12 protein-coding genes and 3 pseudogenes are annotated in these 17,187 nt (G+C 70.1%); 13 read left to right on the top strand and 2 right to left on the bottom strand.

The genetic code is table 11. The annotated features are described in order from the left end of the window. Positions 1-92: 92 nt before the first annotated feature. Together AB0C84_RS31980 and AB0C84_RS31975 are read right to left on the bottom strand one after the other, a co-directional pair. Positions 93-2,252, bottom strand: a complete 2,160-nt coding sequence (locus tag AB0C84_RS31980; RefSeq protein WP_361073817.1) for a serine/threonine-protein kinase — start codon at positions 2,250-2,252, stop codon at positions 93-95. Next, positions 2,249-4,342, bottom strand: coding sequence for a PQQ-binding-like beta-propeller repeat protein (locus AB0C84_RS31975; RefSeq protein WP_361073815.1), 2,094 nt, complete (start codon positions 4,340-4,342; stop codon positions 2,249-2,251). The genes AB0C84_RS31980 and AB0C84_RS31975 overlap by 4 nt, the downstream gene beginning before the upstream one ends. A 307-nt stretch (positions 4,343-4,649) precedes the next feature. On the opposite strand from AB0C84_RS31975, the gene AB0C84_RS31970 reads away from it, so the two are divergent. The 13 genes and pseudogenes from AB0C84_RS31970 (at position 4,650) to AB0C84_RS31910 (ending at position 17,123) form a co-directional block, all read left to right on the top strand. Beyond that, positions 4,650-4,976 (top strand): hypothetical protein, encoded by a 327-nt coding sequence (locus AB0C84_RS31970; protein ID WP_361073813.1) that lies wholly within the window; start codon positions 4,650-4,652, stop codon positions 4,974-4,976. Between the two features lie 1,065 nt (positions 4,977-6,041). Further along, the gene (locus AB0C84_RS31965) at positions 6,042-6,917 is read left to right on the top strand and encodes an SDR family NAD(P)-dependent oxidoreductase (RefSeq protein WP_361073811.1); all 876 of its coding nucleotides are present in this window, start codon (positions 6,042-6,044) and stop codon (positions 6,915-6,917) included. 9 nt (positions 6,918-6,926) lie between these two features. Continuing rightward, positions 6,927-7,412 (top strand): MerR family transcriptional regulator, encoded by a 486-nt coding sequence (locus AB0C84_RS31960; RefSeq protein WP_361073809.1) that lies wholly within the window; start codon positions 6,927-6,929, stop codon positions 7,410-7,412. A 62-nt stretch (positions 7,413-7,474) separates the two neighbouring features. Continuing rightward, positions 7,475-8,201 (top strand): annotated as a pseudogene (locus AB0C84_RS31955) (IS5 family transposase). A gap of 414 nt (positions 8,202-8,615) precedes the next feature. Then, positions 8,616-9,029 carry a hypothetical protein gene (locus AB0C84_RS31950; protein ID WP_361073807.1) on the top strand — a complete coding sequence of 138 codons (414 nt, stop codon included), beginning with the start codon at positions 8,616-8,618 and terminating at the stop codon, positions 9,027-9,029. 7 nt (positions 9,030-9,036) lie between these two features. Then, on the top strand, positions 9,037-10,644 hold the full coding sequence (locus AB0C84_RS31945; RefSeq protein ID WP_361073805.1) for a carboxylesterase family protein: 1,608 nt from the start codon (positions 9,037-9,039) through the stop codon (positions 10,642-10,644). Positions 10,645-10,736: 92 nt separating this feature from the next. Next, complete coding sequence (locus tag AB0C84_RS31940; protein ID WP_361073803.1) at positions 10,737-11,855, top strand: histidine kinase; 1,119 nt, start codon at positions 10,737-10,739, stop codon at positions 11,853-11,855. Beyond that, complete coding sequence (locus AB0C84_RS31935; protein WP_361073801.1) at positions 11,855-12,505, top strand: response regulator transcription factor; 651 nt, start codon at positions 11,855-11,857, stop codon at positions 12,503-12,505. Before AB0C84_RS31940 ends, AB0C84_RS31935 begins: the two co-directional genes overlap by 1 nt. Before the next feature lie 521 nt (positions 12,506-13,026). After that, a complete protein-coding gene (locus AB0C84_RS31930; RefSeq protein WP_361073799.1) occupies positions 13,027-13,437 on the top strand; it encodes a VOC family protein in 411 nt (136 codons plus the stop codon). A 565-nt stretch (positions 13,438-14,002) separates the two neighbouring features. Then, positions 14,003-14,455: a hypothetical protein gene (locus tag AB0C84_RS31925; protein WP_361073797.1), complete on the top strand. Its 453-nt coding sequence runs from the start codon at positions 14,003-14,005 to the stop codon at positions 14,453-14,455. Positions 14,456-14,805: 350 nt separating this feature from the next. Then, positions 14,806-15,096, top strand: a pseudogene (locus AB0C84_RS31920) (transposase); the annotation flags it as partial. A gap of 1,269 nt (positions 15,097-16,365) precedes the next feature. Next, a pseudogene (locus tag AB0C84_RS31915) lies at positions 16,366-16,533 on the top strand (site-specific integrase); the annotation flags it as partial. A gap of 20 nt (positions 16,534-16,553) precedes the next feature. After that, positions 16,554-17,123, top strand: coding sequence for a hypothetical protein (locus AB0C84_RS31910; RefSeq protein WP_361073795.1), 570 nt, complete (start codon positions 16,554-16,556; stop codon positions 17,121-17,123). The last annotated feature ends 64 nt before the right edge of the window (positions 17,124-17,187 follow it).

Here is a 17,187-nt window from a genome sequence, read left to right as displayed (position 1 = left end):
CACCGGACGCGTCGCGATGCGTATCGGCGATGGTACTGAGTGTGGTTAGGGGGTGTCCGGGATCGCCTCCAGGAGCCCTGTCGACCACCGTTTCAGGAGAGGCGGAAGGCGAGGAGGGTCTTGTCGTGGGCGGCCACGAGGGTGCGGTCGCGGGTGGTGAGCGCCCAGCGCTTGGTCGGAGCGGAAGCCGAGGCGGGGTGGTTCCAGACGAGTTCGCCCGTTTCGGCGTCCCAGCCGTACAGCCCCGCGCCCGTGCCCGTCACGCCGGTGCAGATCATTCCGCCTGCGGCGATCAGCCGGGCGGTGCGGGCCGCGGGCGTGTTGACGGACCAGACCCGGCGGCCGGTGCGGGCGTCGAGCGCGACGAGCTGCGGGTTGTCGAGGATGTAGGCGTACTTCCCGCTGACCAGGAGGCTCCGTTCCTGCCCGCCGGGCGAGGTCGGTGTGTAGGTCCACCGCTCCCGGCCGGTGGACGCGTCCAGGGCGTACAGGGTCGGGCCGCCGGTGTAGACCGTCCCGCCGGCCACCATGAAGTTCTGCGAGAGCTGCGTTTCGTCCTGGGGCTTCGCCGCGGCCTTGGGGAGTTCGACGCTCCAGAGCGTGCGGCCGGTGTCGGCGGCCAGCGCGTGAAGCGTGACGCCCGACGGATTGCGGAAGATCAGGTTCCCGCCGCCCTCGGGGACGAAGGTCAGGCTCCCGTCCGGGTCGGACCAGCGGAGCGCGCCCGTCGCTGTGTCGAGCCCGACGAGCAGGCTCTTCGCCCCCTGGTTGCCGATCGCGACGACGGTGCGGTTCGTGATGCCGTAGAGGAAGACGAGGGACGTCGCGGAGGGCCACTCGTAGGCCCAGAGCCGCATGCCGGTGGCGGCGTCCACGCCGACGACGGTGTGGTTCCGGCCGGTGAGGACGAGTGTCCCGTTGTCCGGTCCCTGCAGCTCGGGGGCGTCGTCCCCGCCGGTCACATCGCTGGTCCATCTGACCCGGTGGGACTCGTCCACGGCGATCAGCGAGCCACTGTCGTCCGCGACCCCGTAGATCAGGTTCGGTCCGAAGGCCGCGACGGAGAACCTGCTGGACCACAGCTGCCGCCCGGTGTCGAGCGAGTGCCAGCGGTACACCGGTCCCTCGTCGTGGGGGACGACCGTCCGGGAGAGGACCTCGACGGCGAAGCCCCGGTCGCCGAGGTCGCCGATCGTCGTCCGCCACAGCGGCTTCGGCGGGGCGGGCCTGCGTCCGGCCCCGCCGTCGGCCGTGGCCAGTGCAGCGGCCGTCCCGCCGCCGACGACGGCGAGTCCCGCGGCGGCGGCGCCGCCGAGCAGCAGCCGCCGGCGGGTGCGGGACCGGGCGAGCTCCCGCATGTCCAGGAGGAGCGTGTCCTCCCGCTGCCGCAACTCCTCGCCGAGGGGGCCCGGAAGCCACCCGGCGGCCGCCGGGTGGGCCGCGAGAAGCGACGGCAGCAGCCCGGTGGGCGGGCGCTCGCCGGGGTCACCGCTCAGGCAGGCGGCCACCAGCCGCTCCAGGGACGCCGGGACGCCGTCCAGATCGGGCCCCTCGTGCAGGGTCCGGTGAATGACCGCGGCCAACGCGCCTCTGCCGAACGGGGGACGACCGGTGGCGGCGAAGGCCAGCACCGCCCCGAAGGCGAACACGTCGGCGGACGCGGTGAGCGTTCCGCCGCGGATCTGCTCGGGGGCCATGTAACCGGGGGAGCCGATGATCTGCCCCTCGGAGGTGAGCGCCCGCGTGGGCCCGTCGGCGGACGCGTCGACGGCCTTGCTGATACCGAAGTCGATGACCCGCGGCCCGTCCTTGGCCAGCAGGATGTTGGCCGGTTTGAGGTCGCGGTGCAGCAGCCCCGCCGCGTGGATCGCGATCAGCGCCTCGCCCAGCCCCGCGCCGAGCGTGCGCAGCAGCGGCTCGGGCATCGGCCCGTAGCGCTCGACCGTCTCCTTCAGGCTGAGGCCGTTGACGTACGCGGTCGCCAGCCACGGGACGGCCCCGTCCGGCTCGGCCTCGACCACGGGGCTGGTGAACGCGCCGCCGACCCGCTGGGCGGCGGCGACCTCGGCCGCGAACCTGGCCCGGAACCCCGGATCCCCGGCGAGTTCCGGCCGCACCACCTTGATCGCGACCGCCCGCCCGGCCGGGGACGCGCCCAGGTAGACCCGTCCCATGCCGCCCTCGCCCAGCCGCCGCAGCACCCGGTACCCGCCGATGCGGTCGGGGTCTTCGGGCCCGCGCGCGGCCGTCACGAGCCCGTCCGGAAGCAGAGCAGCCGCTGATGATCGGTCGCGAAGACCGACGAGCCGGACACGACGACGCCCCATTCCCTGGCGCGATGCACATCGCCCCAGTGCACCCACAGCCCCCGGCCGGAGGCCGTGGCGGCGAAGAGGCCGTGGGGCGCGCCGCCACCGAACGCGGCCGCGACGACGTCGTCCGACGCCGCGTCCCGCCCCGGCTGGTCGACGAACTTCTCCGGGCCGGCCAGCGTCCACGCGGGGGCCCCGGTCGCGCGGTCGTGGGCGTGCAGATCGTCGCCCCTGAAGATCACGTTGCGGCCCGCGAGCAGGACGGAGGAGAACTCCGCGCCGGTGGTCCGCGACCACACCCTCTTCCCCCCGGCCGTGTCGACGGCCTGGAGCGTGTCGGCGAAATTCCCGAAGACCCTGCCGCCGGCGACCGTGATGCCTTGGGTCAGCCACTCCCGCCCGTTTCCGGACCAGTCGACGCTCCAGCGCCTGCGGCCGGTGGCGAGGTCGACGGCGCTGAGCGTGTGCTCGACGTTGAGGTACAGACCGTTCCGGTCGAGGGCGCCCTCGATGACCGAGTCGGCGACGGGGAACCGCCACCTGGCCTTGCCACCGGCGAGGTCGACGGCCCACACGGTCGGGACGTCCTCGTCCGAGTACGTCCCCGATTCCAGCAGGACCGCGCCGTCGGCCACGCCGAAGACGGAACCGGGAAACGCGCCGTCCGGCATCGGCAGATGCGTCGGCTCACCGGACGCCGCGTCGACCAGGGTGATCGTCGTCTTCCCGTCGAGACCGCCGCCGTTCGGAAGGACGAACGTCGACTCGTGGACCGCGCCGCCCGGGAACATGCTGACGTCCGCCGTCCACAGCCGCCGTCCCGACGAGGCGTCCACCCCGTACGTCGCGTCCTCGCCGCCCCACAGCACGACACCGCCCGAGACCAGCAGGTGCGACTCGTCGGACGAGACGGGCGCGGGCGGGACGAACGTCCACGCCGGCGCGGGCGCCGTGGCGAGGGCGTTCCCACGAGGCGCGGGCCTGGCGGGCTTGGACTTCCCGCCCGCCAGGGCCCAGCCCGCCGTCCCCGCGCCGATGCCGGTCACGGCGACCGCCGCCCCGGCGCCCAGCCCCAGCACGCGCCGCCGACGCAGACCACCGGAGACCGTCTCCTCGATCCTCGGCAGCGGCGGCGGCAGCGCCACCGGCCCGGACGAGATCCGGTTCGCCTCGGTCTCCCTGACCGCCAGGTCCCGGCGCAGGGCCGGGGTGAGGAGCGCCGAGAAGTCAACGGGGGTCAGTGCCGCGAGCACGTCCGTCAGCAGAGGCCGCCGCGCCGGTTCCTTGTCCAGGCAGGCGGCCAGGATGCCCCGCAGCGACGCGGGCAACCCGTCCAGGCCGGGCTCGCCGTACATGATCTCGTAGAGCAGCGCGCCCGGGTCGCCCTCGCCGAACGGCCGGGCCCCCGTCGCCGCGTAGACCAGCACGCCCCCCAGCGCGAACACGTCCGCCGCGGGCCCCGCGTCCTTCGCACCGGCGATCTGCTCGGGCGCCAGGTACGCCAGCGTGCCGATCATGCCCCCGGTCCGGGTGATCTGCGTGGCGTCGACGACCTTGGCGATCCCGAAGTCGATGATCTTGGGGCCGTCCTCGGCCAGCAGGACGTTGCCGGGCTTGAGGTCGCGGTGCACCAGCCCCGCCCCGTGGACGGCCTGCAGCGCCTCGGCGAGCCCTGCCCCCAGAGCGCGGACCGCGGGTTCGGGCAGCGCCCCACCGTCCTCGACGGCCTCTTTCAACGTGGGCGCGGGAACGAACGCGGCGGCGAACCAGGGCTGCGCCGCGTCGGCGTCGGCGTCCAGCACGGAAGCCGTGTACAGACCGCTGACCTTCCCCGCGGCGGCGATCTCACGGCGAAACCGCTCCCGAAATCCCGGGTCACCGACGGACTCAGGCCGGATGACCTTGAGAGCCGCCAGCCGCCCCCCAGGAGACCGAGCGAGATAGACGACCCCCATCCCACCCGCCCCGAGCCGGGCAAGAACCCGATACCCGCCGACGCTGGAGGGATCCCCCGGCTGGAGTGGCCCCATCCCGCCCCCACCTCGACAGAACACCAATGTCTGTAAGTCTACCGAACCAGCCTCCGGCACACCTTCGGCGTCGCAGTCGAAGGCCATCTCCATGAGGGGCACGCAGAGGGCCCGGTGGGGGGACATGTCACTCCACTAGGCGCTTAGCAGGCCCTGGCTGACCAGCGAACGGACGGCCCCACTGCACGCAACGTGGGCCATCCGTTCCCGCGATCGCCTCCGCTACGCTTCGCCGATGGCGAGGGCGAACGCTGCCCCAGGACTCATCGCACAATTTCGGGGTGGCCTGGGAGCCGGCTTGCTCCACGTGACCGACTCGGAGTCCCCTGAGTACTTCGATCCCGACGACTGCGCGAGCGGCTTCGTCGCTGGCCGTACCTTCCTGATCGTTGGCACGGCCTGCTTCGTTGACGATCTCGTAGAGGTGCGCGTCCGTAGTAATGGCTCGCGCATTCCGTCACCCCCGGTGTTCGCAGGACCTCTGGAGATTGCGAGCGGCGCCCTGGTCGTCGGCGACCTGACGCGCGAAAAAGAACTCGGCGTCATCGTGCCAGTCGATGCCGGAACCGTGCACGTGACGATCGTCCGCAACCACGACCAATTCGCTACTGAGGTCGATGTGACGCTGAGGTGACGAGCCGCGGTGCCGCCGGGCCGCGCCACCGCAGGCCGATTCGGGACCGGCCGCGCCCCTAGCTCGACTTGCGGTCCTTGCGGCGGCTGCGCCAAGCGGAGAAAGCCTGAGAGGCCCTGATCACAAAGGAAGGGTCTCCGCCACCCTGCAGCGACTGTGTCCCGATGAAGTTCGCGTTGGGATCCTGGCGTCGCTCATACTCGGCGTTGCTCTGCCCAGGAATGCGCTTTTCGGGTGCGGCCATCATTGCTCCAACGGTCGTTGTGGATCTTGCCTCACAGAACAAGTCGCCCTTTCACCACTCTGACGCAACCCGTCGCCCTCCGGTTGCCCCTACGGGGGCGACCATGGCCACCCACCGCACCCCCCCGCTTCAGATTGCGTCCACGGAGGCCATCAACCAGGCCGCGCAGCGCGATCGACCACGTTCACAGCAGGGGCCTGCTTCACGCAGCCAGCGTGCAATCGTCCCGCGACATTGCGCTCTCCAGAGAGCAGAGGACGGGCGAGGTGGTTGGGCAACTCCCGGAAGGGAGCCGGACAGTGAAGCAGATGAGCCAGCTGTTCGTACTCCCCACCACGGTCAGCGTTGAGATCGCCGCCCGTGCCCCCGGGCTCGGGCGTACACGCGCCTACCAGCTCGCCCGGCAAGGGCAGTTCCCCTGCAAGGTGATCCGCATCGGCACGAGCTACCGCATCGTGACGGTCGACCTTCGCCGGTTCTTGGCATCGAGCCGAGCTAGCGACTCGTCAAGAACGAAGGTCCGGTTCCCGTTCAGGGGCCGGACCTTCCGTGTTGGCCCTCCGCTCCCGAAGGCGTCCCCAGCCGCCGGTCCTCCAATTGAGGCTGGTAGCACGGACCCAAGCGGGGGGCTTGGAAGTCCCAGGGGCTTGCGGCGAACTGAAGGATCCTCAGCGAGCCGAGGGCGGCGGTCCGTGGTGGGCGTATCCGGTCCTGGGTTCGGGGACAAGGGACGAGGTACGGCTCGGCAAGCAGACCGTTGGCGAGCAGTGGCGGACGCCGTGCTTGCGTTCGAGCGCGCTCGAACTTCTAGCGTCGCCGGCATGACATCACAAGCAGGGACTTCGCGGACATGGATCATCACCGGCGCGTCGGCGGGCTTCGGCCGTGCCATCGCCGAGTGCGCGGTCGGGCGGGGCGACAACGTGGTGCTGGCTGTGCGGCGGCCCGGGTCGGTGGCCGACCTCGCGGACGCCCACCGCGACCAGGTGCTGGTCGTCGAGTTCGACGTGTGTGACACCGGGCGCGCCGGGGATGTCGTACGGGCGGCGGTCGACCGGTTCGGTCGGGTGGATGTACTGGTGAACAACGCCGGCCGCGGGGTCGTCGGCGCGGCCGAGGAGGTCGGCGAGGAGGAGCTTCGCGCGTCTTTGGAACTGCACCTGCTGGGTCCGGCGGCGCTCGTGCGGGCCGTCCTGCCGTACTTCCGCGAGCAGGGGTCGGGCACGATCGTGCAGATGAGCAGCCAGGGCGGACGCATCTCCTTCCCCGGTGTCGGTGCGTATTCGGCCGGCAAGTTCGCGCTCGAAGGCTGGTCGGAGGCGCTGGCCGGCGAGGTCGCGCCGTTCGGGGTCCGGGTGATGATCGTCGAGCCGAGCCGGTTCCGCACCTCCTTCAACGCGCCCGACGTGCTCGGGGTCGCCGACGCCAGCGCCGCGTACACCGGGCTGCTGGGGGCCGTCCGCAACGACATGGCGAGCGCCGACGGGATGCAGGAGGGCGATCCAGCACGGGCCGCGGAGATCATCGTGGACCTGGTCGCCGGTGACGAGCTGCCGCTGCGCCTTCCGCTCGGGCGTGAGGCGGTCGAGCGCATCGGAAGGTCCTACCGGCAGAACCTGGAGGAGCTCGAACGCTGGGCCCCTACCGCACGTGCCGCCGACTTCCCGGGCGCCGCCGCATCCGCCCGGCCGATCTAGAGTGGCGCCATGGCCACGGACGATCTGATGTCGAAGGCGCTCGCCGCCCTCGACGCGGTCGACGGCCCGATGTCGGTCGAGGTGATCCACCGCCTCGTCGACGTCGGCGCCGCCACCGACCCCATGACCATCACGGAGGTCGCCGACCTGCTCGACATGTCGCCGCACACGCTGCGCTACTACGAGCGGATCGGACTGGTGCAGGTTGGCCGCGACGCCAGCGGCCACCGCAGCTACGACGCGGCGGCGGTGCGGAGACTGGTGTTCCTGACCCGCATGCGCCTGTCCGGGATGGCCATGCGCGACCTTCAGCACTACATGCGGCTGGCCGATGAGGGCGACGACACCGTCCCCGAGCGCCTCGACCTGCTGCTCGAACACCGCGACACGATCCGCCGCCAGCTCAAGGAGCTGACCCTGTCGCTGGCGGCGACCGAATACAAGATCGCCACCTACGGCGGCCACACCGGCCCGTCGTCAGCGGAGAACGCCTGACGTTCGGGAGAGGGGAACCGCGTTGAGGACGCAAGCTCCGCCACCGTGCTGATCCTCCGCCGGTGCCGGTCAGACCGTGAGGCGGCCGCCCCATAGAACTCTGAGCGCGCACACCGGGATCCGGTGGGAGTTCCTGCCCCAGGAGTTGGGGTTCGGGTCGGGGATGTCGTGCTGGCGGCGGCTGGCCGAGTGGCATCAGGCCGGCGTGTGGGACAGGTTGCACCGTCTGCTGCTGGAGGTGCTGCATGCCGCCGGGCAACTGGACTGGTCCAGGGCGGTGATCGACAGCTCGCACGTCCGCGCGCTCAAGGGCGGCCCAAAACCGGGCCGAGCCCGGTCGACCGCGGCCGGCCGGGCTCCAAGCACCACCTGCTGACCGACGGGCACGGCACCCCGCTCGTGGTGTCGTTGACCGGCGGGAACCGCGGGCGACGTCACTCAGTTGATGCCGCTGCTTGGGGCGGTGCCGCCCGTCCGGGGCCGGGTCGGCCGGCCTCGGCGAAGCCCCGGGCGGCTGCTGGCCGACCGCGGCTACGACCACGACAAATACCGCCACCTGGTGTGGGCCAAGGGCATCAAGCCTGTTATCGCCCCTGCGGCGCCCCGCACGGGTCCGGGCTGGGCGTCCACCGCTACGTCGTCGAGCGCACCATCGGCCTGCTGCACTGGTTCCGCCGTTTACGCATCCGCTGGGAAATCCGCGACAACATCCACGAGGCGTTCATGACCCTGGCCGCAGCCATTATCTGCTGGCGACGCCTCGCCCACCGATTCTGTTACGACCGCTAAGACCACCGGACACCGCAGAACTCATCGCGGCCCCACGAGAAAGACCCAGAACCGCATCCAACCGGATACCGGCAAGATCGGTGCTCGAGAGCGCCGACGCCCCGAGCAGGCCCGCCCTAGGCGGGCCGCACGCCGTCCCCCTAGACCTGCTCGGCCACGGCCCGGACTTCCCCCTGCTCCAGGATCCTGGTGGCGGTCGAGGCGTCCTGCTCGTCGATCTTCGGTGTGACGTCCTCGCTCACCGGATTGCGTGGCGGCGAGTCCATCACCGGGAGGCCCAGCCGTACAGGCTCGACGGCGACGCGGTGTACCGCCTGATCGACCGGGCGGACAGCTCCGGCCGACCAAAGTCGGTATCGCGTTGCCTTCTTTTGGAGGCTGTGGGCACCCCGGGCATGGCGGGAGCCTGGGATCATGAGCGAATCGAAGGTTCCCCTTGCGGCGGGGTCGTACGCCGGTTCCCCGGCCGAGGAGCTCGCCGGGCGCAAGCGAGGTCACCGGATCGCCGCGGGAGTGGACCAGCGGGTGCTGTTCTCGCGGACCGGACGGCTGGAGCTCCATCCCGACCGCCTTGTGATCGGCGGCTGGCATGGTGGGTCCGATCTCGTGCTGCGGCCGGAGGAGGTGAGATCGGTGGCCAATGAGTACACCGACCTGTACGGACGGTTCGTCGGCGGGCTGCTGAACTCGGGCAGGCCGCTCATCGTGGAAACCGTCACGGCCGGCGAGATCTACCTGATGGTGGATCACAAGACGTTCCTGGAGACCACCGCCAACCGCAAGTGGACCCGCCTGCTGAAGAGCTGGCTGGAATCGAGCGATGGCTGAGCCGGGCATGCGACGAAGGTGGCAGACGGCCAAGCCGGTATGGGTCGTGACGGCCTTGATGACGCTCTCTTTGAGCGTCCCGGCGGTCGGCGCGGCGGTCACGACGGGCGGCGCCGACCTGGTGGTGCGCACCGATCTGGGTCCGGTGCGCGGAGTCGCGGCGGGACGCACGGAGCTTTATCAGGGCATTCCCTACGCCCAGCCGCCGACCGGGTCCAGGCGCTGGCGCCCGCCGGTCCGTCCTCGTCCCTGGACGGCGGTACGCGACGCGAGCGAGCCCGGACCGGCATGCGCCCAGCTGGACGAGACCGGTGGTGTCGCGGCTCATTCCTCCGAGGACTGTCTCTACCTCAACGTCACCGGCCCCCGCCGGAACCGTTCTGAGCGCCGGCCGGTCGTGGTGTACCTGCACGGCGGAGCGTTCAGCTCGGGTTCGGGCAGCGACTTCGATGCCCGCCGCATGGCCGCCACTGGCGACGTCGTGGTGGTCACCGTCAACTCCCGGCTCGGCGTGTTCGGGTTCTTCGGCCATCCCCGGATGGCCGGGTCGGGCACCTACGCTCTGGCCGACCAGCGGGCCGCGTTGCGCTGGGTACGGGCCAACGCGCAGGCGTTCGGCGGCGATCCGGGTAACGTCACGCTGATGGGAGAGTCCTCGGGCGGGGCCAGCGTCTGCGCCCAGCTGGTCTCGCCCCCGGCGGCCGGGCTCTTCCACCGCGCGATCATCCAGAGTGGTTCCTGCCTGCAGAGCTGGCCAAAGAACGTGATGGCTCCCAGGCTCGACGCCATCTCCTATTGGGCGCCCCGAACGGCCGTGCAGGCTCGGGGCGCCTCCGCGGCGGCGGGGCTGGGCTGCGCGGGACCGGACGGACCGGCATGCCTGCGCCGGACGGAAACCGGGGAGCTCCTGGCGTTGAACGGCCAGTTCGTCATGCCGGCGTTCGGGACCTGGGCGCTGCCCACCGACCCGGTCAAGGCACTGCGAACCGGCGCCTTCCACCGGGTACCGGTGATGCAGGGCAACACCCGGGACGAACACCGGCTGTTCGGGAGCCTTTTCGAGGCGGAGAAGCCCATCGATGACGCCCGTTACCGGGCTCTGCTGGCGACGTCCTTCGGAGAGCGCCTGGCTCGTCGCGTCTACGTCCGGTATCCGCCCGGGGCGTACTCCGGCCAGTCGGGTTCCCCGGCCGCGCTGGCCTGGGCCGCGGTCGGCACCGATGTCGGATGGGTGTGCCCGACCCTCGCCGCCGACCGGCTTCTGGCCCGCCACGTGCCCGTCTTCAGTTTCGAGTTCGCCGAGCCGAACGTCCCGGACTTCCTCGGCATCTTCCCCAAGGACTACCCGCCCGGCGCCTATCACGGCTCGGAGCTCCCCTTGCTCTTCGACATCGAGGGCACGTCCGTGCGGCTCGACCCCGCGCAACGGAACCTGTCCGAATCGATGACCATGTACTGGGCCGCGTTCGCCGCCCAGGGCGATCCGAACAGGGCGGGGCTGCCCCGCTGGCCGAGGTTCCCGGCCACCCAGTCGCTGGACTCCGCGCGCGGCGGGATCTCCCAGACCGATCTGGCCGCCGGTCACCACTGCCGCTTCTGGGCGTCACGGACATGAGGACCCCATGGTGGTCGGCGCCGGGGGCGCGTCGAACCGAGCCGGATCGTGACCCGGTCGCCGAAACGCCGACAGGGGCGACGCCGGCCCCCGTGGTCGACGCCGTCGCCATCGGCGTCGCGGTGGTGATCGGCGCGCTGAACCTCTGGCCTCGTTACGCGCGGGGAGCGGACACGCTCGCCAACGCCGACCTGGCGGCCGGGCTCGCCTGCTGCTCGGCCTTGGTGATGCGCCGCCGCCGGCCGGTCGGCCTGGCGCTGGTCGTCACGGCGGTCTCGGCCGTGTCCCTGGCGGCCGTGGGCGCGGCGTTCGTGGCGACGCTGTCGGTCTCCGTGCGGCGCTCCTGGTCCGTGGCGGCGGGGATCGGCGCGCTCGGCGTGCTGACCGGGATGATCGCCGTGGCGCTGCATCCCCCTCCCGATCTGCCCTACGCGGCGAGCGTTGCGATCATCGCCCTGCTGACCGCCGCGACGGTCGGCTGGGGGCAGGCGATCCGCGCGCGACGCCAGCTCCTGGCCTCCCTCGCCGAGCGGGCCCGCCGCGCCGAGAGCGACCGGCACCTCCGGGAGGCCGAGGCCAGGCGGCTGGAACGGGTGCGGATCGCCCGCGAGATGCACGACGTGCTCGCCCATCGGATGTCCCTGCTCAGCGTGCACGCCGGCGCGCTGGAGTTCCGCCCGGACGCTCCGCCGGAGGAGATATCGCGCGCCGCCGGAGTGATCCGCAGCGGCGTCCACCAGATGCTGGTTGACCTGCGCGAAGTGATCGGGCTGCTACGCGAGGACCCGGTCGACGGCGTGGACGCCCCACCGCCCTCGCTCGCCGGTGTGGCTGGCCTCGTAGAGGAGTCGCGGCGCGCGGGCGCACAGGTCAGTTTGGCCATGGACGTCGGGAACGTGGAGGCGGTGCCCACCCTGGCCGGGCGCACCGCCTACCGAGTCGTCCAGGAGGGATTGACGAACGCGCGCAAGCACGCGCCGGGCATGCCGGTCACCGTCACCGTGCGGGGCGAGGCCGGGCACGGGCTGGAGGTCCAGGTCCACCAGCCGCTGCCCGGCCCCGGCTCCGATCGCGGGCGTCCGGCGATCCCGGGGACCGGCACCGGCCTGACCGGGCTGTCCGAGCGTGCCACGCTGGCCGGCGGGCGGCTGGAGCATGGCCCGGTGGCCGGCGCCCACCTGCTGCGCGCGTGGCTGCCGTGGGAGGCGTGATGCCGGAACCGATCAGGGTGTTGCTGGTCGACGACGAATGGCTGGTGCGGGCGGGTCTGGCCACCATGCTCGGGGGCGTCGAGGGGATCGAGATCGCCGGCGAGGCCGCCGACGGTGCCGCGGTGCCCGCGGCGGTGAGTGCCACCCGCGCCGACGTGGTTCTCATGGACATCCGGATGCCGGGGACCGACGGCCTGACGGCGACCCGCCTGTTGCGCGCCGCCGACGGCGCCCCCGAGGTCATCGTCCTGACCACCTTCGACACCGACGAGCACGTTCTGCGTGCCCTGCGCGCGGGCGCCGGAGGCTTCCTGCTCAAGGACACCCCACCAGCCGAGATCGTGACGGCGATCCGGCGCGTCGCCGCCGGTGAGCCCATGCTCTCCCCGTCGGTCACCCGCAAGCTCATCACCCATGTCACCGGCCGGGACCACCAGACCCGGACGGGCGCCCGCACCCGGCTCGCCTGCCTCACCGACAGCGAGCGCCGGGTGGCAGAGGCCGTCGGCCGCGGGCTGTCCAACGCCGAAGCCGCCGCCGAGCTGTACATGAGCGTCACCACCGTGAAGACGTACGTGTCACGCATCATGCGCAAGCTCGACCTGAACAACCGCGTCCAGATCGCCCTGCTCGTCCACGACGCCGAGTGAGCGTCGCAGTCTCACCGCGCTCGGAGCACCGCCCCACCAGCAGGCGTCGACCCGTGCGCAGACGAACCCGCCGCGGCTGCCGCTGACGGGCCGGGCCGGTGCCACGAACCCGGCACCCGGCAGGTCGGGCTGTCTGTTGATCGGATGTCCCCGGCCTCATGCGCATGGGTAGTGCGATGAGTTCGTTCGTGGACGGCCCCGATCAGGGTTCGGCCAGCCGTCGTGGATCCCCGAGATCAGAGAAGAGGTGGTGCAGTGCGCACGTTCATGGCCGCAGCCGGTGTTGTCGGGTTGGCCGCGGGGACGATCCCGGGCCTGTCAGGCACCGCGACCGTCGCTGCGGGGGCGGTGGGATCACCTGCCATGGGGCGCCGTTAACGGCACCCCTGTCGGCGAGGTCGATGCTCATCGAGGGGTCGAGTACACCATCGGCGCGGTCCGTCTGGCCCGGTCACGCGGCCGATTCGCCTGGCTACGATCCTTACCGTTGCTCTTTGGTGGCCACTATGAGGAGGCACGCTATGGCTGGGCCGCTGGACTCCGCGCATGCCATCACCAAGCTCCCCTGCCAGGACCTGGACCGAGCGCGGCGGTTCTACCGGGACCGGCTTGGCCTGGAGGCCGTCGAGGAGCGCGAGGGCGGACTGCGCTACGTGTGCGGGACAACGGAGTTCCATCTCTTCCTCTCGTCCGGGACCGCCTCGGGCACCTCAACGCAAATCGGGTTCGAGGTGGACGACCTCGACCAGGTCGTTACCGACCTACGGGCACGCGGACTGCAATTCGAGGCGATCGATGTTCCCCGCTTCAAAGTCGAGGGCGACATCGTGACCGTCCCCAGCAACTATCCCAGCAAGGGACGCGGCGAGCGTGGCGCGTTCTTCCGCGACAGCGAAGGGAATCTCCTGGCGCTCGGGCAGGCGACCCGCTGACCGACCTGCCGCCCGTGGGCGGCGTCCTCTTACGGGACTCCGGAGCCGACACCATCGCCTTCAGCCAGGGGAGCAGCCGGCGTTGCGTTCGGCTCGGGCGCATCAGCTATGCGCGAACCAAGGACGCCGATCTGGATGAGGCTGCCGACTGCCTCATTCGGCATTATCGCGGTGCGGTTGACCCCGCTACCCCGGCCTGGGATTAGAACCCCGTGAAGAGAGGCCAAGGAGGGGCCTACACCGTCCTGTTCACCGCTGCGGTGGCGACCGCCGGGGCCGCCGGTGGACGCACTTACATCCGTGGCTCGACCTTGCACACCGCAACGGCAGGGCACACTTGCCTGCGGGCCGCGGCGGCCGGGTCGGACCCCGACGCCAGGTGTGGACACCCGCCGACAAGCCGCGCCGATGCGCAGGGTTGTTGAGATCGACGTGGTCGCGTTGAGCTCGTCCGCGACCGCGCGGCCCCTCCTCCACGAGGGCCCCGCCGCGGGCCCGATAGCAGGGCCCGGTCGCGGGCCGACGCCCGCTGCCGGCTCGTCGAGGCGGACGCTAGCCTGCCGATGTGGCTGAGACTTGGAGCGAAGATCGACTCGTTGCCGACGGCTTTCGGCGTGTCCTCGTCGAACTGGATCGGTATGACGGCGTACGCGCAGGTCTTACCGAGGTAGACGGCAAGGTGCACTACTTCCAAAGCCTCAACCAGTTCGACATGGTTGATGAAGTTGAGTACTACGTGTGGCCCGCGAGCGACGACGTTGCGGCGATGGAACGCGAGCAATGGGTCATCTATGTCGAGTGGAACCGGCGTTATGAGGCCGGAGAGGCCGGGGTGGACAGCCATCCAGGGCACGGAGGGCTCGACGCGCGGTATGACGAGCTGAAATCGTTGCTCACGCCGCACCGCCGGGCGCCGGCTGATGCGCTGCGCATGTTGGCCGAGTGGCGGTTCGGCCCGGGCGCACGCTACCGGGCCGAGGGTATCGACACCTGGGTCCGGTGGAAGGCGATCGGGTAAGTCGGCAACGATCACGACCGGCCACTCCCCAGCCCTTGGCGAACGACCCTGACACCAAGGGCAGTCACAGAGAGTGCTCACCTGACTGGCCGTACACGGGGGACTCTGCTCTGGCCGCTGTCACTCCGGGGAAGATGCCAAGAGAATCTGCCGTCCCTTGGAGAAGCTTGGGCGGATCAAACACCGGTCAACACGCTTATTGAAACTCACCTGGCTGGAGGAGCACGCCTCTGCTTCCTCCCCGTTCAAGTTCACCGCTTAGAAGTCATAACAAAATGTGTATGTGAAGCGACATTGCGTGATGTTGGGTGTGGTGTGGGCGGGTGCGTAAGGGCGGGCAACCTCTATGGATCGTGTGCGACAGCTTGTGGGAGCGGGTTGAGCCGCTGCTGCCGAAGGTGGAGCGCCGTAAGCGCCACCCTGGGCGTAGGCGGTTGGACGACCGCAAGGTGCTGTGCGGGATCTTGTTCGTGTTGCACACCGGGATCCGGTGGGAGTTCCTGCCCCAGGAGTTGGGGTTCGGGTCGGGCATGACGTGCTGGCGGCGGCTGGCCGAGTGGCATCAGGCAGGCGTGTGGGACAGGTTGCACCGTCTGCTGCTGGAGGAGCTGCACGCCGCCGGGCAGTTGGACTGGTTCCGCCGTTTACGCATCCGCTGGGAAATCCGCGACGACATCCACGAGGCGTCCATGACCCTGTCCGCAGCCATTATCTGCTGGCGACGCCTCGCCCACCGATTCTGTTACGACCTCTAAGAGCCACTCCAGTAGGAAGCTGGCATCATCCATGGCGGAACCATATCGGCGGTGGCGCGGCCTGGTGACTGCCGTTCGCTGAGCACCTGGTGATAGCTGCACGGTGCGCGGCGGGGCGCTCGCCGCCCCTTGACCGGCCGCGCAGTTCGTCATCGTTGATGTCCGACCTTCAGAGCCCCCAATCGGCGGACGGGCTGTACCCTTGCTCGCGGCACGCGCCTTGGCGCTACTTAAAGTCGGTAGCCTGATTCTTCCGAGGCCAAAGTGAAGCGCTGACTCGCGTCCCGCAGAGTTCCTGACCCTTCACGATCGACTCATACGGCCTCACCCACACCCGAGGCGATCACATGTTCGGAAAGTACACCGCAGTCGGACTAAGCACTGGCCTCCTGGTCGGTGCTGTAGGCACTTTCCTCCAAGATGTCGACCATCCAAACAGCGACTCCGTTATCGGAACCGGGGTGCTGGGGGCGCTCGCTGGGTTCCTTGCCGGTTTCCTAACCGCAGTCATCACTCTGGCGCTCCGCCGCCTGCAGGATCGACGGGCCGGTCGAAGCGATTAGGGCCGCGAGAAGAAGCAGCGCGCAAGGCGGTTGCCCAGCTCAACAGCGGCGCTCAGCGCGTCGAGGCCTTAAAACCGATGCCGGAGCGGAAGGGTCGTCCTGCCGACGGCGATCCTGCCCGAGCTTCGGGCGCACCTCGACAGCTACGCCGAGCCCGGCCCCGACGGACGGGTGTTCACCGTCTCGAAGGGCGGCGCGCCACAAGCGAGCGTGACAAGAAGATCGCCGATGGGCTCAACCTGATGATCGGAGGGCGGCTGATGGTGCCACCGACGGACGACCTGGACGCCCCGGAGGGGCCGTCAGGAGCGCTCATCCCTGCCTGATCTGGCACGGATCTGGCACGTAGACGAGGAACAGCCCCGAGGAAGTACAAAAGCCCAGGTCGCCGGACGCCGGTTGACCTGGGCTTTCGGGGTGGGAGCGGGCGACGGGAATCGAACCCGCGTAGCCAGTTTGGAAGCGGCAGTTGAACACCTCTCGGAGATCGCCTCCAACCCGCTAAACTGCAGGTCAGGGGCCGTTTTCTATGCCATCCTGTGCTTGCCGATGACGCTCGGATTTCCATGATCCAGTGACAAATGAGTGACACATCGCCGAAGGCAAGGCGGGCGACCCCCGCCGCGCTCGCCAGACCTTCCGCACTTACGTAGAGGAACGCTGGTTCCCCAACCACCGCATCGAGGCGTCAACGCGCCAGGACTACGCCTACGCCCTCGCCTCCCACGTCATGCCGTACTTCGGCGACATGAGGCTGCAGGACATCAAGACCGTCCGTGAGTGGATCACGCACCTCAAGAAGCAGGGTGCCTCGGCCTACCGCATCAAGTACTGCAAGACGGCGATCCTCAACGCCATCTTCACCACCGCCGTCAACGACGGCGTCCTCGTCTACCACCCCAGCCGCGGCGTAAGACCGACCCCGTCCCCGAGAAGCCGCGCCAGATCATCACCGCCGACCAGTTCGCCCGTATCTACGAGGCGCTCCCTGACGCGACCGCCCAACTCCTCGTCGAGACCGACATAGAAAGCGGCCTCCGCTGGGGCGAGCAGACCGAACTCCGCGTCAACGACCTCGAGTTCGCCACCGGCATCCTCACCGTCAGCCGCTCCGTGGTCGAACTCGTCCCCAAGTTCCACCCCGAAGGCCGCCGCTTCCTGGTGAAGGACTACCCCAAGGGCAAGCGCTGGCGCCGCTTCAAAATCAGCCCCCAGATCGTCGCCAAGCTCAAGGCCCACGTAGAGGCCAACAACCTCGCCCCCGACGACCTCTTCTTCAGCCGCCACCGAGCCGAGCCGCCCAACCTCGAACTCCTAGATGTACTTGGCCATGATCTTGGTGACACCTGACCGGTAGGTGTTTGATCAGCAAGAAGACCTCCGGGCGTAGTGGAGTTTGCACGCTTCACCAGCA

It is taken from the genome of Actinomadura sp. NPDC048955 (assembly GCF_040649435.1).
GTDB classification, from domain to species: domain Bacteria; phylum Actinomycetota; class Actinomycetes; order Streptosporangiales; family Streptosporangiaceae; genus Spirillospora; species Spirillospora luteofluorescens.
The sequence above is the reverse complement of the archived record's forward strand: the minus strand, read 5'-3'. Positions and strand labels throughout refer to the sequence as shown.